We start from the raw sequence: 21381 nt of genomic DNA, 5'->3' as shown, positions 1-21381 counted from the left end.
TTACAAGTCAATTATTTTATATGATGGAACTCCTTTGATTTTAAACTTATGGTGATACATATAAAGGTTGATTAGTCTTTCTGAAATAAAACCAAAAATTCGGGCCTGATAAGCATCTTCCGGGATTGTAACTCTGGATTCAAGTTCAAATAAAATCGAGAAAAGCCAGGCGTAATAGTTGTCGAATTTCTCTTTTGAGCTAACCATCATATTTCCCATGTGGAAAAGGGTTCCTTCATCCAAAAATGAGGTAATACTGTCTTTATATTCCGGATATTTTTCCAAAATGATTTGTTTGGTTAGGTCCCAATCCTCTTTTCGGTGTTCCTCACAGTAGTTATCGGTCAAAGATCCTTTTTTGAACTTGTAAGGGCGGCATAGAATTACATCATATTCCGAAAGAATTGAAGCTATTTTTTTCTCTAGTTTTTTAGAAGAGGTATTGAATAGCTTAGTATTTTTGAAATTTTCAGTTGTGATTTTTTTCTGTGCAGAAGGTTTTAAGTTGTACCAGTCGTTGTAAAAGTTAAGGTATCTTCTGTAATGGCAAATGCCCACGTAATCAGCCTTTTTTTCGTTTTTCCAAATCCAGTAAGCAGCTGTCAATTCACAATAGTTGCTGTTTTTGTTTCCGATATTGTCCTGAGTATTGTCTCTTAAGATAGTATCAGTGATTGATGGATTTGTTCCCACCTGAATCGGAACCAGAATATCATTGGATAATACAGGGTTTTCTTTATGAGTTACGATAAAAATCTTAATCATTATTCAGTTCTGTTTTAGATCTTTTTAAAGCTATGGCAATTATCTGATGCATGTCATAATATCTGTATTCGGATAATCTTCCTCCAAATATTACATTCTTTTCTTCTAAAGACAGTTTTTTGTACTCTTCAAACAAGGCTTGATTTTTGGCATCGTTTATAGGATAAAACGCTTCGTTAGACGGGTTCCATTCGCATGGATATTCTTTTGTAATAACCGTTTTGCTTTGTTTGCCAAATTCAAAATGTTTGTGCTCAATTATTCGGGTAAAAGGATAGCTGGCGTCGTTGTAATTAACAACAGCATTTCCTTGAAAATTGTCAGTATCAAGAACTTCGTTGTCAAATTGTAGAGATCTGTATTCCAAAACTCCTAATTTGTAATCGAAATACTCGTCAATCTTTCCGGAATACACAATTTTATCAGCAAGTCCGTCAAATTTTGTTCGGTCTGAAAAGTAATTGGTATTGGTTACCACTTCAATTCCGTCTAATAATTTGTCAATTAATTTATTGTAACCGCCAATAGGGATTCCCTGATAAGTATCATTAAAATAGTTATTGTCAAAAGTGAATCTAACCGGAAGTCTTTTTATGATAAAAGCGGGTAATTCAGTAGCTTTTCTTCCCCACTGTTTTTCAGTATATTCTTTTATAAAATAATCGTAGATGTCTTTACCGACAAGGCTTAGGGCTTGTTCTTCCAGATTTTTAGGGTCTTTTACTCCATAAGCAGCTACTTGCTCCTCTATTTTTGCTTTGGCTTCCTGAGGTGTTTTAGTTCCCCAAAGCTGGTAGAAAGTATTCATGTTAAAAGGTAAATTGTACATCTTACCTTTAGAAAGTGACATTGGAGAATTGGTAAAGTTGTTGAATTCAACAAATTGATTCACATAATCCCATATTGCTTTATCGTTGGTGTGAAATATATGTGCCCCATATTTATGAACATTAATTCCTTCGATATTTTCGCAATATACATTTCCTCCTATATGGTCTCTTTTGTCAATTACCAGGCATTTTTTACCTGCTTTTTTTGCTTCGTGAGCGAACACGCTGCCATAGAGGCCTGATCCAATTATTAAATAGTCATATTGCTTTTTCATGATGCAAAAGTAGAGATTAATTAGTAAATTGCAACAAATTACAAAAGTAAAAATGGCAGGAAAAATACAAGTAGGGTATCTGGTTTCGTATGATTATGAGTTGTTAAAAACATCACTTCCAACAGTGTATAATGATGCAGATGCGGTTTTTGTCGCCATTGATAAAAATAGAAATACCTGGAATGGCGGAAGCTTTACGATCGATGATTCTTTTTTTGAGTGGATTAAGAATTTTGACGTTGATAAGAAGGTGGTGATTTATGAAGATGATTTTTATGTTCCAACCTTAACTACAATGGAATGTGAAATCAGAGAGCGAAAAATGCTCGCTGAAAAAATGGGAATTGGGAACTGGATTGTTCAGGTAGATTGCGACGAGTATTTTGTTGACTTTAAAAAGTTCGTTTCAGATTTAAGACGATACGATTCCTATCTTATCAATCCCGAAAAACATCCTATTCAAATATGTGCTTTCTGGGTTATGCTTTATAAATATACAGATCAGGGTATTTTATATGTAGATAAACCGCTGAAAGCAATTTTTGCAACAAACTATCCTAATTATAAAAGCGGACGCAGAATCAAAGAGCGTCAAATTTATACCAATAATATTGTCTTGCATGAATCCTTGTCAAGAACTGAAGCCGATTTGCGTTTTAAGCTTGATAACTGGGGGCATAATGTTGATGTAGATAAGGGATTTTTGGATAAATGGCTTGTTGTAAATGAAAACAATTATAAAGAGTACAAAGATTTTTACTATTTACAGCCTAAAAGATGGAAGAAATTGGGATTCTTCTCGACTAAAAGCATCCCTCAGATAAAAGAGATTATTGAGAAAGAAAAAAGACTGAATGTGCCTAAGTTTAATCTCTATTTTAAAAATTTCGGACAGTGGCTGAAATATTCACTGAAGAAAAAAAAGGCATAAGGTAATTTTTATTTCGTTTTTGCTCTCATAATCCATTTTTCTTAATTATTAAGGTTATTTTTGCTTCCTTCCATTTACCTCTTAGAATTGCAGACTATTGAACTGCTTTTGATGCTTTGGTTGGAATAAAATAAACGATTGAGCATTGGAAATGGGTAATAAATTAATATCAAAGTTATAGTTAATGATCTCAAAATTTAGATTTTCAACAGCAGTAAAAAGTTCCAGAGATATTCTGACTTGTATTAAAGAATTTAATACTTCAGGTGAGTTGTTTGGGAATGGAGACCGAAATGTTATTAAGTTGTTTGATCTTGAAGGAAAAAAAATCAACATTAAATCCTTTAAAATTCCGAATTTAATTAACAAAGTAGCTTACCGCTATTTTAGAAAATCAAAGGCAAGACGTTCGTACGAATATGCTACAATTTTGTTAGAAAGAGGTATCGGAACTCCTCAGCCAATAGCGTTTTTAGAAAACTTTAATTTTGTAGGTCTGAGAGACAGTTACTATGCGAGTGAACATCTGACAACTGATTTAACCTATAGAGAGCTTGTAGAAATTCCGGATTATCCGGATCATGACAATATCTTAAGACAATTTACAAGGTTTAGTTTTGGTCTTCATGAGAAAGGAATTGAATTTTTAGATCACTCACCGGGAAATACGCTTATTAAGAAGAAACAGGACGGTAATTATGAATTCTTTTTGGTCGATTTAAACCGAATGGAATTTCATGAATCAATGAGTTTTGAAATGCGTATGAAGAATCTGTGTCGCCTAACCCCTTTAAAAGAGATGGTAGCGGTTATGAGTAATGAGTATGCAAAGTTTTATAAAGAAGAATCTGAGCAAAGAATATTTGAAACTTTATGGAAATATACTGCTGATTTTCAGGAAAAGTTTTACAGAAAAAAGCGCCTGAAAAAGAAGCTTAAGTTCTGGAAGAAGTAATTCGGGCTAGTTCTTTATAGCGGATAAAAACGCTGTAAGCATTTAGATAACATATCGTGATTCCTTTGGCTCCGTCTAAAAAGCCCAAACGAACTAAAAACTGATACAGAAAAGTATAAACAGGATGGAAAATCATCAGTAAAAGAGATGATTTCTGTCCTTTTTTTTGTTTTTCATTGGCCTTTAAAACTCCGTAACTGTACATTTTTGCTTTGTAGTCAGTATAAGAAGTATAAGAGAAATGAATGATTTTGTTTTTTAATGTTGAAATCGGTCCGTTCACGATCAGTTTTTCATGTACCATTCTGTCCTGATTGTATCGACAGTTTGTTTTATTAAAAAGTCTGAAAATTTTATCCGTTTGCCAGCCGCTAAAATGAAGCTTGCGGCTTTTGAACATAAAAGTTCGATAAATGAAATAGGCACTTGCAGTATCTTTTTGATTGATGGTGGCTGCGATTTCCAGTTTTAGTTCCGGAGTTAATCTTTCATCGGCATCGATAAATAAGATCCAGGAGTTTTTTGCCTGATCAATCGCGAAATTACGTTGTGAAGTGTAATTAACGAACGGATTCTGGATTACTTTTACGTTTTTAAAAGATTCAATTATGCTCAGCGTCCGATCGGTACTGTATGAATCTACTACGATTATTTCATCGGCAAAATCGATATCTCCCAGTAATGATTTTATATGCTGTTCTTCATTAAGCGTAATAATCAAAACGGACAATTTTTCCCTGTCAGCAGTATTCATAAGTTCTTCACTCATTTTCAATTTTTATACTCCTGAAAATAAGTATCCAGTTTTTCAAGCATTAAAGTTAAAGGGTACTCATCGTAGTACTCAAAAGTATGATCTTTTATGTATTGTTCGGTGTGTTGCTTGTATATTTCCGGTTTTAAATCTTTTAGGTGAATAGAGAAGTTTTTGGCTTCATTTTCAAATATTTGCCAGGTCTCTTTTCTAACAGATGGTGTAAATATGGAGAAGGTTGGAATTTCAAGTGCTTTGGCCATATTCACGGCTCCTCCTTCATTTCCGATTAACATTTCGCATTGTGAAAGTAAAGCCAGAAAAGGTCTTAGCTCTGTGCAGTACAAATCAAAAACGATGTGCTTTTTAGTTTCGGCACTACAATGGTTGTATACTTCGAGAGCCTGTTCTTTTTGGTCCGGGATATAATTAAAAATGATAGTCGCGTTGGTTTTGGCAACTGTAAAATCGATAATTTTAGCCATTCCTTCTAAAGGATATGTCTTGTAAACTTCGCTTCCCAAAATTCCAAACATGATTAATGGCTTTTCCATATCAACCTGGTAGCTTTTCAGAAGTTTTTTGGCATCATCAATTTCAGATTCTTTCAAAAAGATTTTTGGTTTTACATCTGTAATCTTTTCAGAAATGAACGGCTTTAGAAGCATCAAACGATTTTCAATGGCCAATCCGTGTTCTGATTCTACGGCATCTAAGCGTTCATAAGTGTAATTATAGCATATTTTGGTGTACCATTTACGATATGAAACCTTATATTTTGCACCTGAAAACAACGTAATTAAATTAGTTTCCAACTTAGAATAAACGTCAATAACAGCGTCGTATTTATTGCGTCGGATTTGAAAAATAAATTTAAACAGAGAAGGAGTTGATTTTCTAACCTTGTTGGATAAAGGAATAATGTTATCAATATTCTTGTTCTCTTTTAGTACATCGACAGAATTTGGGTAACACATATAATCGATAATCGAATCCGGGTATTTGGTTTTTAGATTATTACAGATTATAGTGCTCGTTAATACATCTCCAATTCTTTTTTGCTGAATGACTAATATTCTCATTTATTTAAAATTCAATTTGTGGGCTAAATTAGTAATAATTTTGTAAAATGTGCAAACGTACGATTAAGATAAGGTAACTAGAATAAAAAGCCGTATTTTTGCAAAAAACAAATTCCCCCCAAGAAAATGCAGATTAGTGGTCTAGTTATTACTTTCAATGAAGAGAAAAATATTGGTAAATGTATAGATGCTTTACTAAAAGTGTGTGATGAAGTAATTGTAGTAGATTCGTTTAGTAAAGATCGTACCGTTGAAATTGCCAAAGAAAAAGGCGCGATAGTTATTGAACAGGCCTTTTTGGGCGACGGCCCGCAACGTACACATGGATTGCCTTATTGTAAAAACGACTGGATCTTAAATCTTGATGCCGATGAGTTTCTGGATAAAGATGCCGAAAAATTTATATTAGATAAAAAATATCTTGAAGGAAACTATGATGCTTTTAGTTTTAGAGTAAAAAACTTTCTGGGCGATAAACTTATCGATTTTTCAGGCTGGTATCCGGATCAAAAAGTTCGCTTTTTCAATAAACAGACAGCACATCCTTCTGATTCTAAGGTGCATCAGAAGATAATAACCCAAAAGGAAAAAAAGGTCGCTGTACACATCTTGCACTACGGCTGGGACTCTTTAGATCAGATTATTGCAAAGAAAAATCAATATTCCGGTTGGCATGCACAACAATTGTTCGATCAGGGGAAAAGAATAACCGCAATTAAGCCAGTTATTAATGGGACTGTTGCGTTTATTAGATGCTACATTTTTAAGAAGGGTATTTTTAATGGTGTAGACGGCTTGTCTATAGCTATGATTCAGAGTTTCTTTTCTTATATGAAATATGCTAAGCTTTTAAAACTTCAAAAGAGGCTAAAATAAAATTTGATAAAAACGGAGGTACAATTTCAATTACAGTACCGTTTTTTAAGATACTAGCACAGTCCTTCACGCTGTGTTGTTACTTGGTTTTTTGATTGTTGCAGGTATCAGATATATTTTTTGCAATATATCTAGGGGTAAATTTGCTTTAAAAATTATAATACGTAGTTTTTTTCTTATATTTACAAACAAGTAAGATCAGGTTTTATTTAACAATAATAAGGTTTTTTGTTTCATTTCTTTTTTTTTACTTAAAAGTGTTTTTTTTGTGAAAAATAATACTATTAATGATAGATTTGCTAAAAAAATAGAGAATGTCAAAGCTACCAATTTTAATGTATCATAATGTTGTAGAAGACGAAGCAAAGTCTGTGGATTTAAGTGTTTCTGTAGCAAAATTAGAATCACAATTTAAATTTTTACACGATAACAATTACACGACATTTCATTTTAAAGATTTAGAAAATTTAAAAGAACTTCCTTCAAAAAGCATTATAATCACTTTTGATGATGTTACCGAGTGCCAGTTGTTGTATGCGGTCCCTTTGCTTGAAAAATACCACTTAAAAGCTTCTTTTTTTATACCATTTTCTTACGTTGGTAATTTTGATTATTGGATCGAAGGAAAAGAAAAAATTATGAGTGTCGAACAGCTAAAAGGGTTGAATCCTGATCTTATTGAGCTGGGGTATCACTCTTTTGAACATAAAAGATACAGTTCGTTGTCTAAAGAAGAGTTAGAAGCTGATTTTGCGAAGTCTTATGCCTTTATTTTGGACAATCAATTAGATATAAAACCTGTTCTGGCATATCCTTTTGGGAATTATGCCAAGAAACATTCTGAATTTGCTGTTTTTGAAAATATGATGCGGGATAACGGTATAAAATACGGTTTGAGAATAGGCAACAGAGTAAATAATTTTCCCTTTAAAAATAACTATTTGGTAAAGAGAATAGACATAAAAGGCGAAGATAGTTTGTTTAGATTTAAATTAAAATTGAAAATAGGTAAGCTTAAATTATTTTAAAAAATGCTATGGAAATTAGTGGATTAGTAATAACGTATAATGAAGAAAAAAACATTGGCAAATGTATAGATGCGCTGTTCAGGGTTTGTAACGAAGTAATTGTTGTAGATTCGTTAAGTACAGATAATACTGTGAAAATTGCCGAAGAAAAAGGGGCTAAGGTTGTTTTGCAGAGCTTTTTAGGAGACGGACCTCAGAGAATTCACGGTCTTCCTTATTGTAAAAATGACTGGATTTTAAATTTAGATGCTGATGAGATCTTGGCCGAAGATGCTGAAAAATTTATACTATCAGGCCAATATGAAAAACAGAATTTTGATGTGTATGCCTTCTCTCTGTATAATTATATGGGCTGTAAACTCATTAATTTCGCAGGTTGGTACCCTGATAAAACTTCACGATTTTTTAACAAACAAACGGCTTCTCCTTCAAAAGATAGTGTACATCAAAAAGTTTGTGGTACGAATAAGACCCACTTAAAAGTTCATATACACCATTATGCCTGGGACTGTTTTGGACAGTTTATCAGTAAGAAAAATTTATATTCAACCTGGCATGCCCAGCAGCTTTACGATCAGAACAAAAGGGTAAGCAGTTTTAAGCCTATATTAAACGGGACAGTTTCTTTTGTTAGGTGTTATTTTTTTAAAAAAGGTTTTTTACATGGATTAGACGGTTTCACCTTTTCAATGACTCAGGCTTTCTTCTCCTATATGAAATATGCTAAGCTTTTGAAACTTCAAAAACAGAATAAGTAAAAAAAGTATATAAAATAATAAAGCGGAATGAGTAATCATTCCGCTTTATTATTTATAGAGATTATATGTTAAACAGCAACATCGTACTCACGAAGTGCGTTGTTTAGTGAAGTTTTTAAATCTGTTGATGGTTTACGAGTACCAATGATTAATGCACATGGTACTTGAAATTCACCTGCAGCGAATTTTTTAGTGTAACTTCCAGGAATCACGACAGAACGAGCAGGAACGAAACCTTTCATTTCAACAGGTTCGTCGCCAGTTACATCGATAATTTTTGTGGAAGCAGTCAAACAAACATTAGCACCAAGAACAGCTTCTTTTCCTACGTGAACTCCTTCTACTACAATACAACGAGAACCAATAAAAGCACCATCTTCAATAATAACTGGAGCAGCTTGTAATGGTTCTAAAACACCACCAATACCAACACCACCGCTTAAGTGAACATTTTTACCAATTTGAGCACAGCTTCCAACAGTTGCCCAGGTATCAACCATGGTACCTTCGTCAACATAAGCACCAATGTTTACATAACTTGGCATCAAAATTACACCGCTTGAAATATAAGCTCCGTAACGGGCTACTGCATTAGGTACTACACGAATTCCTTTTTCAGCATAACCTTTTTTTAGCAACATTTTGTCGTGATATTCGAAAATACCGGATTCCCATGTTTCCATTTTTTGAATCGGGAAATACATTACAACAGCTTTCTTAACCCATTCGTTTACCTGCCACTTGTCACCAACAGGTTCAGCGCAACGTAATTTTCCTGCATCAATCAATTCGATTACCTCTCTGATAGCATCAGTTGTGGCGGTTTCTTGTAATAAAGCTCTGTTTTCCCAAGCTTGTTCTATTATAGTCTGTAAAGAATTCATAAGTTTTAATTTTTGGCAAAGATAAGGTATTTGCGGAAAAGCAGAAAAGTAAAGCTATTGTAAAATGTTACAAGTGTAACTTTTTGTTTGTATTTTGATAAATAAAATAAGGCTTATGGAAAATGCAAAAATGTGGTTAATCTATAAACGCTTTTTTTTGATGGTAAAACATGATAAAAATCAGATTTTGCGTTTTTACTTCTCATTAATTTCGCGGTATAATTCCCGAAAGATAAAGAGAGGAATTGCGAAATACCATTCCAAAACAAAAATATTTAATCAGTAAGAAATGAATCAAGAAAATCAACTCCGAACGCCTGTTACAGTAATCGATAAAGAAGTCACGTGGGATAAAACACAAGTGATTATGAGTAAAACAAATGCTTTTGGTATTATTGAATATGCTAATGAAGTATTTGTAGATGTATGCGGTTATGAAGATTATGAGTTAATGGGGCAGCCACACAATATTATACGTCATCCGGATATGCCAAAGGTTATTTTTAAAGTGCTTTGGGAAAATCTTAAAAATGGAAAGAACTTTCATGCTATTGTTAAGAATTTAGCAAAGTCAGGACGTTACTATTGGGTTATTACCGATTTTGAGATTGCAAAAGACGAGAACGGAGTTATTGTAAATTATTTTGGAAGACGACAGGCAGTCCCACAAGAGGTAATTGCCTTGCATATTGAGCCGCTATACAAAAAACTGTTACAAATTGAGGCAGCGAGCGGCATGGAGTTTAGTGAGAAGTATCTTATTGGATTTCTGGAGGAAAAGAAGAGGACTTATGTTGAATATATTAAGGAGTTAATTTATGAACATGAGAAATCGCAGGCAAAGTTTGCTCAGTATGAAGTGCAGGAAAATGATGAAGAGGAGGAAAGAGGTTTTTTTAGAAGACTGTTTAACAGATAGAAGTTATTTTTTTAGATTTTGAATATTTGGAAAAAATCCGTTTTGAACAAAAGCTCAGAACGGATTTTTTATGAGGTAAAATGTATCTTGATTGGTGTAGTGATATTGAATAGACAGATAAATGGTTTTGATGCTCGGTTTTATAAAATACTCAGATTCTCTTTAGATTTATGATTTTTCCTTTCTATCTTTGTTAAAAATTCAAAAATGCCAAGAATTCTTTCTATAGACTACGGACAAAAACGTACCGGAATTGCTGTTACTGATGAAATGCAGATTATTGCTTCAGGTTTAACAACAATACCAACCAATACCCTTATTGATTTTCTGAAAGATTATTTTGCAAAAGAAAAGGTTGAAGCCGTTTTAATCGGCGAGCCCAAACAAATGAATGGTCAGCCATCAGAGAGTGCTTCAGTTATTAAAGGATTTGTAACTCATTTTACCAATATTTTTCCTGATATGAAAGTAGTTCGTGTCGACGAACGTTTTACGTCTAAAATGGCTTTTCAAACGATGATCGATAGCGGACTCAGTAAAAAACAGCGTCAGAACAAAGGTTTGATCGATGAAATTTCGGCTACAATTATGCTTCAGGACTATCTTTCGTCAAAACGTTTTTAACACCCAATCTTTTAGCTTTTTATTTTTTAGAAAAACATAACTTTTATCATGCAATTTTAGTTTTTTTTTGCAATTATAAAAAGTACCTTTGCACTTTAAAAATAATACTGTTATGTCTGACAAAACAATACGTTCTAATAGTGAAGTAGTGCTTATTGGAGCGGGAATTATGAGTGCCACTCTTGGAGTAATTTTGAAAGAATTACAACCTGATATAAAAATTGAAATTTACGAAAGATTAGATGTTGCTGCCGCAGAAAGTTCAGATGCATGGAATAATGCAGGAACAGGGCACTCTGCCTTTTGTGAATTAAATTACACTCCTGAAAAGGCTGACGGAAGTATTGATCCGAAAAAAGCGATAAGTATTGCGGAATCTTTTGAGATTTCACGCCAGTTCTGGTCCTATTTAGTAGAACAGAAAAAGGTACCATCTCCTGATAATTTTATTAAAAGTGTTCCTCACATGAGTTTTGTTTGGGGAGAAAAAAATGTAGCGTATCTTAAAAAGAGATTTGAAGCATTACAAAACAATCCTATTTTTTCTCAAATGGAATTTAGTTCCGATTTTGAGCAGTTAAATAAATGGATGCCGCTTGTTATGGAAGGCAGAGATGCTAACGAGAAACTGGCAGCTACCCATATGGAAATAGGTACCGATGTGAATTTTGGGGCTTTAACCAGAAGCATGTTCAATTATTTAGCGACACTTGATGGTGTTTCTTTACACTTTAATCATGAAGTTAAAAAACTAAAACAACGTGAAGATAAATCATGGCGTATCAAAATCACCGATCTTGCTACCGGCGATGTGAGAAAAGCTTATACTAAGTTTGTATTTATTGGAGCGGGTGGAGGTTCATTGCCTTTATTAGAAAAAGCAAATGTACCGGAAGGAGATGGCTACGGAGGTTTTCCGGTAAGCGGACAATGGTTAAAATGCACCAATCCGGAGGTAATTGCAAAACATCAGGCGAAAGTTTACGGAAAAGCAAGCGTTGGAGCGCCTCCAATGTCTGTACCACATATCGACACCCGTGTAATTGATGGCGAAAAAGCATTGCTTTTTGGTCCGTTTGCAGGGTTTTCAACACGCTTTTTGAAAAATGGTTCTTACTTAGATTTACCATTATCTATAAAACCGAACAACTTAATTCCAATGTTGTCAGCAGGATATCATAATATTCCTTTGACTAAATATTTGATTGAGCAGGTACGTCAGTCTCCTAAAGACAGAATGAAAGCATTACGTGAGTATTTGCCAACAGCACGTTCTAAAGACTGGAAACTGGAAAGAGCCGGACAACGTGTTCAGGTAATTAAAAAAGATGAAAACGGTGGCGGAGTTTTAGAGTTTGGTACCGAAGTAATTAGTACACACGACGGAAGCCTGGCGGTATTATTAGGAGCTTCTCCGGGAGCGTCAACTGCAGTAGGTATTATGGTTGATTTGATCAGCAGATGTTTTACCAATCAGGTGAAAACACCGGAATGGCAGTCAAAAATGAAAACGATGATTCCTTCCTATGGTCAGACTTTAAATGATAAACCGGAACTTTTAGCCGAGCTTAGAAAACATACTTCTGAAGTTTTACGATTAAAAAATAGTTAAACTATAAATCATTTTGAATAAAAATATAATATCCTCACATTTTTTTGCAAAGGAAATGTGAGGATATTTGTGTTTTAAAAAGATATGATCGACCAATTTGTGGTTGGATAAGTTTTGAAAAATGATTAGTGAATGAGAGATAAGATAAATTACTTTAAAAAGGGTTTTAAGAATTGAAGTTTAAAAATTTTTATTATTCAAATTAATAAAGAAAACAGGAATTAAAAAATAAAATGCTATTATGAAAAAGTTGAATGTATGGATTATTTTGTTTGTGGTACAGATTGGTTTTGCACAAAATACTTTTCCATTTCCAGAGACTGGTCGGGTAGGTATTGGGACTACTTCGCCTACAGCTTTACTACAGGCGCAAAGCACAATAGATACTTTTGTTGCACATTTTAGTGGTAATAACTTGTCAAATGGTGTTGCTGTTGGAACATCTGCAGAAAATACGGGTATTATTCAGGGGTATTCAAAGACTTTTAGTACTACAAGTAATATCGCCCTTCAGCCATATAGTGGAAATTTAGGGGTTGGAGTAGTCAATCCAATGCAAAAATTAGAGGTAGGTGGTAGTGGATTGTTTAATGGAAGAGTAATCAGTACCATATCAGGAGATATAGGGGGTGAAATTTTAATAAATAACCCTTTAAAAACGGCTAATGGTACTGCAAAATCGTGGGGTATCTTTAATATGACTGGTGGTTATGGTAATAGTTTGCAATTCTGGGCCTATGATAATTTAGGCTGTGCTGCTGGAGGATTATGTACTAATCGTTTTATTATAATGGATAATGGAAATGTAGGTATTGGGGTTTTGAATCCAAATAATAAATTGGATGTAAAAGGTACAATTCATTCTCAGGAGGTAAAAGTTGATATGTTAGGCTGGTCAGATTTTGTATTTAAAAAAGGATATAATTTGCCAACCCTTGAAGAAGTTGAGAAGCATATAGCCGAAAAAGGACATCTCGAAAATATTCCAAGTGAAGAGGAAGTTTTGAAAAATGGTATTGTGCTGGGGGAAATGAATGCAAAACTACTTCAGAAAATTGAAGAGCTTACTCTATATATGATTGAAATGAAGAAAGAAAATGAAAGAGTTAAAGGTGAAAATATTCAAATGAAAAAAAATCAAACAGAGCTAGAAAAGAGAATAATCAAACTTGAGAGAAAGCAGGAATAAAACAAATCCAGATGAATTAATCTGGATTTGTTGCTTTAAATTCCTTTGTGATTTTTAAAATCTTTTCAGCCAGATTGCTCATCCAGATCAATTGCTCGATTACCATTTGAGCTTCCTGCATTTTGGCTTGTCGCGTTTCCTTGTCCAGATCATCATCTGCGGCAAGACGTTTGAAGTTAACACGTTTGAGTTCTTCAAACTGTAAAGTCACATCTTCCTTATCAAAATAAGTATCATTTATGATCTTTTCATTTCTTAAAGCAGCAATTGCGTGATCCAGATTGGAAAGAATTGTTTTTATGATGTAATTAAAAGATTCCGAAGCTGAAGTAGTCTGGTGTGATTGGATATAAGTTGATAGCGAGGCCAACGCCGATAGTATAGAATGGTTTAGTACCACCAGTTTATTAACCAATGGAAGTGTTTTTTGCTTCGATTTAGGCTCCTGCATCATGCGCTGAAAGGAAGTCATGAGGTTACCAACCTCAACAAAAGCATTTTTTCTGGATAATCGGTATGAAGTAGGAACTTCGCCTTTTTTATTGTAGAAATCGGCAATCTCCTTCAGGTAATTTCGATTAGCCCGAATCGAATTTTCAATATGTATAGGGGTATTGATAAATTCCCAGGCCGGCCATAGGAACTGATTGGCTAAAAATGCTAAAATAGCTCCCGCGAGTGAATCGAGAATTCTAAACTGAATCACTTCAACCACATTTGGAGCTAAAATTCCATAAATAAAAACCACGTACATCGTAACAAATGTTGCGCTTATCTTGTAGTTAATTTGTGTAAATGAAATACCAAGAAGCATACAAACAATAGAGAATATACTCAATACAACGTGATTTTGTACCAAAGAAACGATTCCGAATGCTAATAAACCTCCTAAAATAGTACCGAAAATTCGGTTATAGGAGCGCTCTTTTGTTAAGCCGTAACCTGGACGCATGATTACTACAATAGTAAGTAGAATCCAATATACGTTTTGAAACGGAAGAAATTTTCCAATCACAAAACCAATTAAAATAGTGGTAGTCAGTCGTATGGAATGTCTGAAAATAGAAGAAGAGTAGGATAAATTCTCAATCAAAGTACGCAATGGGTAATATTGAGGCGTTAGGAATTTCTCCAGCTCCTTATCCTTGTCTTTTAATTTATAAGATTGCATCGCAAGTGAAAAAGCACGTTGGATGGTTTTGATTTTTCCCACCTGATTTTTAGCGTACTTCAGCATATTGGTCAACATGAGTACACCTTCGGCAGCTTCTTCTTTGCCTAAAGTTTTTTCATAGTCAAAAATGGCAAACTCCAATGCATCAAGCTCATTCTTTAAATCATTCTTGTCAACATATACACTAATGTTGTGTACATTTTTAGACAGTTTTTTTAAGGTAGAGGCTAATTTATAAGCTACGTTCTGATAGGTTCGAAGCACTTCGGGATGTGCGGCAAATTTTTCATGCAGTTTATCGTGGTCAAAAGAAGTGTATAAGGCCAGTTCCTGAATCTCAACCAGAGTGATAAAAACAAGTAGCATCTTTCGATTCTGACTGGTAGCTCCCGAGGTATTTTGATTGCCAATAAGCATCTTTCTTAAATCCTCATGAATCAGGTTGAGTTCTACCTGAACGCTTAATTGTTTCTCGATAATGGCTTTTCTGTTGGCTTCGGGATTCCATAAATCCCCTCTGAGTTTTAAATATTTGGCCGTTAGTTTTATGCCTTCAGCAATTTGAAGTTCAACATATTTGTACGGCTGTACAAAGTGAAAGACCAATGATACAATCAGATATAAAATTCCACCTATAAAAATAAAACCCGAATATTCAAAAGCTTCCCAGCCTTCATGCAAATGGCCAAACGATAAGGAAATTGACAACAAAGCAGAGAACGAAACCAGAGTAGCACGCTGACCATATACTGAAATCATTGAACATAAAAACAGTAAAAAGCCTAAAAAAGGATAAAACAAAAAGGGATACGGATAAGCAAGATTTACCAGCAAGTTTACTCCCGAAACGATAAAGGAAGCCACTATAAGTCCTTTTATTTTATGGCTTAAAGAACTCGGAATATCACTGGGATACGTATAAAAAGCCCCCAAAGCGATAGTAAAACCGATTTCGAAGTGTCCGAGAAAGTTCAGAATTAAGACAGGAACAACCGAAGCAATAGTTACTTTTGAGGCATTTAAAAAAGAAGTACTGTTGGTAAATTTCGAGATACGGTCAAACATATATGAAGGTTTACAAACAAAGGTAAGAATTGTACGAATTAATTTGGCATAATTATGGATGAGTTTTTGGCGAGATTGTAAAAAATGACATATAATAGCCCTTTCGAATTATTCATTGACTATTTTTTACTATTTTTGCCAGCTGAATTAAGAGAATTAAATTCAGTGTTTTTCAGTAGATAATGCATTAAAATATTACAAATGATTTTACCAATTGTAGGATATGGTGATCCTGTTTTAAGAAAAGTGGGTGAGGCAATTACGCCAGATTATCCAAACCTAAAAGAAACAATAGCAAACATGTATGAAACCATGTACAACGCTTTAGGGGTTGGACTTGCTGCGCCTCAGGTAGGCGTGCCTATTCGTTTGTTTGTTATTGATACAACTCCTTTTAGTGATGATGAGGATCTTTCTTCAAGTGAGCAGGAAGATTTAAAAGGTTTCAAAAAAACTTTTATCAATGCTAAGATTTTGAAAGAAGAAGGAGAGGAGTGGAGTTTTAATGAAGGTTGTTTGAGTATTCCGGATGTTCGCGAAGATGTTTACAGAAAACCTACCGTTACAATTGAATATTGTGAAGAAGATTTCGTAATGAAAACCGAAGTTTTTGACGGGTTGGTAGCCAGAGTCATTCAGCACGAATACGATCATATTGAAGGAGTTTTGTTTACAGATAAGATCTCTTCTCTAAAGAAACGTCTGATCCAGAAAAAACTAAAAAACATTACCGAAGGCAAGACATTTCAAGAGTACAGAATGAAATTTTTTGCTGCAAAAAAAGGAAGATAGTATTCTAAAGTATGAATTTAGAATCAAAGAAATATAATAAATCAAATTCTTAATACTAATTTTAATAAACATGAATTTAGAGAAAATTTTAGCCATTTCTGGGAAACCAGGTTTATATGTATTGAAAGTGCAAACTCGTACAGGTTTTGTGGCAGAATCATTAGCAGATGGAAAAAAAATCACAGTAAACTTAAAAAGTAATGTAAGTTTATTATCAGAGATTTCAATTTATACTTACGAAGGCGAAAAACCATTAACAGAAGTAATGCAACGTATTGCTACTAAAGAAAATAAAGGTCAAGCCATTTCTCATAAAGAAGATAATGCTACATTATCAGCTTATTTTAAAGAAATTTTGCCTGAATATGACGAAGAAAGAGTTTATCCTTCAGATATTAAAAAAGTATTAAACTGGTACAATACCCTTCAGGCGAAAGGTTTGGTAACAGATTTAGCTCCTGCTGCTGTTGAAGCTGTTGAAGAAGCTCCGGTTGCTGAAGAAAAACCAAAAAAAGCAGCTGCTCCTAAAAAGGCAAAAGCGAAAAAAGAAGAATAGTAGTTTACAACCTTCTTTTAAGGTTCTAAGGCACTAAGTTTCTAACTGACTAAGTTTTTTTAGATTGTTAAAAATAGATTAGGCTCAGCATTTTAGAACCTCAGAACCTAAATACTTCAAAATATATTAATCCTGTTGAGATGTTTTCTTGACAGGATTTTTTACTTTTACACCAATCGTTACAATCCGGATAAAACTTCAAAAATGAGCAAAGAACTTCAACTTAAAGCCTTCGAAAGATTACTAATTATTATGGATGAACTTCGTGAGCAATGCCCGTGGGATAAAAAACAAACTTTGCAAACCCTTAGGCATCTTACCATCGAAGAAACATATGAGTTGGGTGATGCTATTTTAGACAATGATCTAAACGAAGTAAAAAAAGAACTGGGTGATTTGCTGTTGCATATTGTTTTTTATGCGAAAATAGGCTCTGAAACCAACGATTTTGACATGGCAGATGTGTGTAACGAAATCTGTGATAAACTCATTCACCGTCATCCTCATATTTACAGCGATACTAAAGTTAAAGACGAAGAAGAAGTAAAACAAAACTGGGAAAAATTAAAGCTGAGAGAAGGTAAAAAATCAGTTTTAGAAGGGGTTCCGAGAAGTTTGCCGGCATTAGTAAAAGCCAGTCGAATTCAGGACAAAGTAAAAGGAGTTGGTTTTGACTGGGAAGAATCGCATCAGGTTTGGGACAAAGTTCAGGAAGAACTGGAAGAATTGCAAGTGGAAGTAAAAGCAGGGGATCAGGACAAAATAGAGGCCGAATTTGGAGATGTTTTATTCTCTATGATCAATTACGCCCGTTTTTTAAATGTAAATCCCGAAGATGCTTTGGAGCGTACTAATAAAAAATTCATCAAGCGTTTTCAATATCTGGAAAGCAAAGCAGCAGAGATGGGAAAACCTTTGATGGATATGACGTTGGCCGAAATGGATGTTTTTTGGAACGAAGCTAAAAAGCAGTAATTATTCTGCAAGCCTTTTTAAGGCTTTGATGTCCTGAAGTTTGATTTTTTTGCCTACTAATTCAATTAAATTCAGTTTGTTAAAATCCGATAACAATCGAATACAGCTTTCTGTGGCCGTACCTATGATACCCGCCAGCTCTTCTCTTGTAAGCTGAACTTTCAGAGTATTATCCGCATTCTCACCAAAATCGTCATGCAACTGCAGTAAAGTTTCGGCTAAACGCTGTTTCACTGTTTTTTGTACCAATGCAATTTTATCGTTTTCAGATTCTTTTAAATCCTCACAAACCGACTGCATTAAATTCATAGAGAACTGATTGTTGTTATTGAAAAAGTGAAGAATTTCGGCTTTCGGAATAAAACATACTTCCATATCGGCAACTGCTTTGGCTGTTAAGTTAGCAGGTTCATTGCTGATCATAGAACGCTGACCTAAAAGCTCTCCTGATTTTACCAGTTTTACAATTTGATCTTTTCCGTTGGCACTTAATTTAGAAAGTTTTCCAACACCGTCTTTTACACAATAAACTCCATTCGTAACTTCACCTTCTTCAAAAAGGGCATCCCCTTTTTTAATCGTGTAAGTTGTTTTGCTATTCGCCAGTTTCACAACCTCGTCTTTATTGAGTGCTTTTAGAGAAGAAAGCTGTCTTACGATACATTGGTCACATTTATTCATAGCAAAAATATTTATTACAAAATTAACCAATATTCGCTTTCGCAGCTAGTGTTTGGGCTGAAAAAAAACAAAAAAATCTGACATCACTGTTTGAAGGATTTAATTCATTAAATTAGAAACGGATTTCTTTGTAGTATGATAAATGTCATATTTAAAGTCGCCTCTTATTTTGAATATTTGTGGTATCAAAAAAAAACAAATTATGAGTGAACAAAGTTGTTTTCATTGCGGACTTACGATTCCTAAAAATGAAGTAATCAATTTTGATGAAAAGAAGTTTTGCTGCGCCGGTTGTAAAACGGTTTACGAAATTTTTAGTCTTCATGATTTAACCGGTTATTATGATTTTGAAAATGCACCCGGCGCTACTCCACAGGATATCACAGGTAAATATGACTTTTTAGACAATGAGGCTATTCTTTCGAAAGTACTAGAGTTTCAGGAAGGAAATACCGCTATTGTTTCTTTAAACATTCCTTATATTCATTGCAGTTCCTGCATTTGGATTTTAGAGAATTTAAACAAAATTCAACCTGGCATAAGTCTTTCTCAGGTGAATTTCCCGGAGAAAAGGGTTCGGATTACTTTTAATTCAGATACCGTTTCTTTGAAAGCTATCGTTTATATGCTTAGTTCTATAGGCTATGAACCTTATATTAGTCTGGAAAATTATGAAACAGGTAAAAATAATGTCGACAGAAGCTTAACGTATAAATTAGGTGTTGCCTTTTTTTGCTTCGGAAACATTATGTTACTGTCGTTTCCGGAATATTTCGAAATAAAAGAATTCTGGCTGGACAATTACAAACCCTTTTTCAGAATCCTGATTTTTATTTTGGCTTTGCCCAGTTTTTTATATTCGGCAAGTGGTTATTATGTTTCTGCTTACAAAAGTATCAAATCGGGAATGCTGAATATCGATATTCCAATTGCATTGGGAATTATTGTAATGTTTGTTCGAAGTACTTTTGATATCGTCATGAATTACGGATCAGGTTTCTTTGATAGCTTGACTGGACTGGTTTTTTTCATGTTGTTAGGAAAGATGTTTCAGATTAAAACCTATAGCTTTTTAAGTTTCGAAAGAGACTTCAAATCCTATTTTCCAATTGCTGTGACCAGAATTAATTCAGATACTTCAGAAGAAAGTATTCCTGTTTACGATGTTTTAAAAGGAAACAGGTTACTCATTCGAAATCAGGAGCTTATTCCTGTTGATGGAATTCTGATTAGTGAAAAGGCAGAGATCGATTATAGTTTTGTGACGGGAGAAGCGGTTCCGATCACTAAGAAATCAGGAGATAAAGTTTTTGCAGGAGGGAAACATATTGGGAAAGTGATCGAAATGGAAGTGTTGCATTCGGTGTCACAAAGTTATCTGACACAATTATGGAGCAATGAAATCTTCCAGAAAAAAGTGCTTCAAAAGCACAAAACAATAACCGATGCGATTAGTAGGTATTTTACACCTTTGTTATTATTAATTGCTTTTGCAGGCTTTGGTTATTGGATTTTTATTGATGCTAATACCGCTTTTAACGTCTTTACTGCGGTTCTGATTGTCGCCTGTCCATGTGCATTGGCACTTACTGCACCTTTTACTTTTGGTAATATACTGCGAATCATGGGCAAGCAAAAAATGTATCTCAAAAATGCGTTAGTAATTGAGCAGCTGGCAAAAGTGGATACGATTGTTTTTGACAAAACCGGAACGATCACCACTAATAAAAAATCGAATATTGTGTATGAGGGAAATGCACTCTCTGAAGAAAACTATATACTTATTAAAAATGTGCTTCGTGCTTCTAATCACCCTTTGAGCCGAATGTTGTATGATTTTCTGCCAGATTCAGATAGAATAAAAATTAATGATTTTCAGGAAATTACCGGAAAAGGAATTCAGGCTTCTACAGAGAATGTTACAATCAAAATTGGATCTGCAGCCTTTGTTGATAGTCCTGTAACGGAACTGTCTGAAATTGAAAAAACAGGTCTTCATATTAGAATCGATGGTACTTATTATGGAAAATTTACATTTCAGAATAAATATAGGGATGGATTAGAAAAACTTTTTTCAACATTAAGTCATGAGTATCAAATAAAGGTGCTTTCAGGGGATAATGATGGAGAACGCGCTACTTTGGAAGCCATTTTGCCTAAAAACACAGAGCTGATCTTTAATCAGAAGCCGGAGCAAAAGTTAGAGTTTATCAAAAAATTGCAAGAAGAAGGTTGTAATGTGATGATGGTTGGAGACGGTTTAAACGATGCAGGTGCTTTGGCACAAAGTAATGTTGGAATTTCGATCTCTGAAAATGTCAATGTTTTCTCGCCTGCCTGCGATGCTATACTGGATGCAAGTGAGTTTTCGAGACTAAATTATTTTTTAAAATTATCACACAAGTCGATTACAATTATTAAAATGAGTTTTGTCTTGTCACTGCTGTATAATGTTGTTGGGCTTTCCTTCGCAATTACAGGAAATCTGTTGCCATTGGTTGCGGCTATTATCATGCCTTTAAGCACAATTACGATTGTAAGTTTTGTTACGATTATGTCTAACTATTTCAGTAACAGTAATTTAAAATCATTATAAATAATTCTGAAGTTATTTTTTATATTTTTAACATAGGACTTCGCCTATGATAATTATCAT

General features: G+C 34.1%; 20 protein-coding genes. 13 read left to right on the top strand and 7 right to left on the bottom strand.

What is annotated here, in order from left to right; translation table 11 throughout:
- The gene (locus tag BHE19_RS08610; RefSeq protein ID WP_083342496.1) at nt 1–765 is read right to left on the bottom strand and encodes a DUF4422 domain-containing protein; all 765 of its coding nucleotides are present in this window, start codon (nt 763–765) and stop codon (nt 1–3) included.
- Nucleotides 758–1870: a UDP-galactopyranose mutase gene (gene glf / locus BHE19_RS08605; protein WP_070906730.1), complete on the bottom strand. Its 1113-nt coding sequence runs from the start codon at nt 1868–1870 to the stop codon at nt 758–760. The genes BHE19_RS08610 and glf overlap by 8 nt, the downstream gene beginning before the upstream one ends.
- A 52-nt stretch (nt 1871–1922) precedes the next feature.
- Between glf and BHE19_RS08600 the strand changes: the two genes are divergently transcribed.
- A complete protein-coding gene (locus BHE19_RS08600) occupies nt 1923–2801 on the top strand; it encodes a hypothetical protein (RefSeq protein WP_035746998.1) in 879 nt (292 codons plus the stop codon).
- Nucleotides 2802–2985: 184 nt separating this feature from the next.
- Nucleotides 2986–3756: a Kdo domain containing protein gene (locus BHE19_RS08595; protein ID WP_070906729.1), complete on the top strand. Its 771-nt coding sequence runs from the start codon at nt 2986–2988 to the stop codon at nt 3754–3756.
- Here the strand turns inward: BHE19_RS08595 and BHE19_RS08590 are convergent.
- Both BHE19_RS08590 and BHE19_RS08585 read right to left on the bottom strand, forming a co-directional pair.
- Nucleotides 3737–4525, bottom strand: coding sequence for a glycosyltransferase family 2 protein (locus BHE19_RS08590; RefSeq protein WP_083342495.1), 789 nt, complete (start codon nt 4523–4525; stop codon nt 3737–3739). The two genes, BHE19_RS08595 and BHE19_RS08590, sit on opposite strands and share 20 nt — an antisense overlap.
- Nucleotides 4526–4527: 2 nt before the next feature.
- Nucleotides 4528–5592 carry a glycosyltransferase family 9 protein gene (locus tag BHE19_RS08585; protein WP_070906728.1) on the bottom strand — a complete coding sequence of 355 codons (1065 nt, stop codon included), beginning with the start codon at nt 5590–5592 and terminating at the stop codon, nt 4528–4530.
- A 126-nt stretch (nt 5593–5718) separates the two neighbouring features.
- Between BHE19_RS08585 and BHE19_RS08580 the strand changes: the two genes are divergently transcribed.
- From BHE19_RS08580 to BHE19_RS08570, 3 genes are all read left to right on the top strand, one after another.
- Complete coding sequence (locus tag BHE19_RS08580; protein ID WP_070906727.1) at nt 5719–6468, top strand: glycosyltransferase family 2 protein; 750 nt, start codon at nt 5719–5721, stop codon at nt 6466–6468.
- Nucleotides 6469–6782: 314 nt separating this feature from the next.
- On the top strand, nt 6783–7496 hold the full coding sequence (locus tag BHE19_RS08575) for a polysaccharide deacetylase family protein (protein WP_070906726.1): 714 nt from the start codon (nt 6783–6785) through the stop codon (nt 7494–7496).
- An 8-nt stretch (nt 7497–7504) separates the two neighbouring features.
- Entirely contained in the window at nt 7505–8254 is a 750-nt protein-coding gene (locus BHE19_RS08570) for a glycosyltransferase family 2 protein (protein ID WP_070906725.1), read from the top strand.
- A 68-nt stretch (nt 8255–8322) separates the two neighbouring features.
- Here BHE19_RS08570 and BHE19_RS08565 read toward each other — a convergent pair whose 3' ends face one another.
- Nucleotides 8323–9138, bottom strand: coding sequence for a 2,3,4,5-tetrahydropyridine-2,6-dicarboxylate N-succinyltransferase (locus BHE19_RS08565; protein ID WP_017498319.1), 816 nt, complete (start codon nt 9136–9138; stop codon nt 8323–8325).
- A 289-nt stretch (nt 9139–9427) separates the two neighbouring features.
- Here BHE19_RS08565 and BHE19_RS08560 point away from each other — a divergent pair, with 289 nt between their 5' ends.
- The 4 genes from BHE19_RS08560 (at nt 9428) to BHE19_RS08545 (ending at nt 13482) form a co-directional block, all read left to right on the top strand.
- Nucleotides 9428–10057, top strand: coding sequence for a PAS domain-containing protein (locus BHE19_RS08560; protein WP_070906724.1), 630 nt, complete (start codon nt 9428–9430; stop codon nt 10055–10057).
- Nucleotides 10058–10264: 207 nt separating this feature from the next.
- Entirely contained in the window at nt 10265–10681 is a 417-nt protein-coding gene (gene ruvX / locus BHE19_RS08555; RefSeq protein WP_070906723.1) for a Holliday junction resolvase RuvX, read from the top strand.
- A 112-nt stretch (nt 10682–10793) separates the two neighbouring features.
- A complete protein-coding gene (locus BHE19_RS08550; protein WP_070906722.1) occupies nt 10794–12293 on the top strand; it encodes a malate:quinone oxidoreductase in 1500 nt (499 codons plus the stop codon).
- A gap of 241 nt (nt 12294–12534) precedes the next feature.
- Nucleotides 12535–13482: a hypothetical protein gene (locus BHE19_RS08545; protein ID WP_070906721.1), complete on the top strand. Its 948-nt coding sequence runs from the start codon at nt 12535–12537 to the stop codon at nt 13480–13482.
- A 16-nt stretch (nt 13483–13498) separates the two neighbouring features.
- Here the strand turns inward: BHE19_RS08545 and BHE19_RS08540 are convergent, their stop codons facing one another.
- Complete coding sequence (locus BHE19_RS08540; RefSeq protein WP_070906720.1) at nt 13499–15721, bottom strand: FUSC family protein; 2223 nt, start codon at nt 15719–15721, stop codon at nt 13499–13501.
- Nucleotides 15722–15922: 201 nt separating this feature from the next.
- Between BHE19_RS08540 and def the strand changes: the two genes are divergently transcribed.
- The 3 genes from def to mazG all read left to right on the top strand — a co-directional run bounded on the left by def (nt 15923) and on the right by mazG (nt 18044).
- Nucleotides 15923–16513, top strand: a complete 591-nt coding sequence (gene def / locus BHE19_RS08535) for a peptide deformylase (protein WP_017498326.1) — start codon at nt 15923–15925, stop codon at nt 16511–16513.
- Between the two features lie 70 nt (nt 16514–16583).
- Nucleotides 16584–17069 carry a DUF5606 family protein gene (locus tag BHE19_RS08530; RefSeq protein WP_070906719.1) on the top strand — a complete coding sequence of 162 codons (486 nt, stop codon included), beginning with the start codon at nt 16584–16586 and terminating at the stop codon, nt 17067–17069.
- Between the two features lie 204 nt (nt 17070–17273).
- Nucleotides 17274–18044 carry a nucleoside triphosphate pyrophosphohydrolase gene (gene mazG / locus BHE19_RS08525; RefSeq protein ID WP_070906718.1) on the top strand — a complete coding sequence of 257 codons (771 nt, stop codon included), beginning with the start codon at nt 17274–17276 and terminating at the stop codon, nt 18042–18044.
- On the opposite strand, the gene BHE19_RS08520 is transcribed toward mazG, so the two are convergent.
- Nucleotides 18045–18725 (bottom strand): Crp/Fnr family transcriptional regulator, encoded by a 681-nt coding sequence (locus BHE19_RS08520; RefSeq protein WP_070906717.1) that lies wholly within the window; start codon nt 18723–18725, stop codon nt 18045–18047. It abuts the gene before it with no gap.
- A gap of 202 nt (nt 18726–18927) precedes the next feature.
- Between BHE19_RS08520 and BHE19_RS08515 the strand changes: the two genes are divergently transcribed.
- A complete protein-coding gene (locus tag BHE19_RS08515; protein ID WP_070907132.1) occupies nt 18928–21321 on the top strand; it encodes a heavy metal translocating P-type ATPase in 2394 nt (797 codons plus the stop codon).
- Nucleotides 21322–21381: the final 60 nt, after the last annotated feature.

Source organism: Flavobacterium tructae (genome assembly GCF_001853485.1).
GTDB lineage: Bacteria > Bacteroidota > Bacteroidia > Flavobacteriales > Flavobacteriaceae > Flavobacterium > Flavobacterium tructae.
This window is presented reverse-complemented; position numbering and strand designations above follow the sequence as displayed.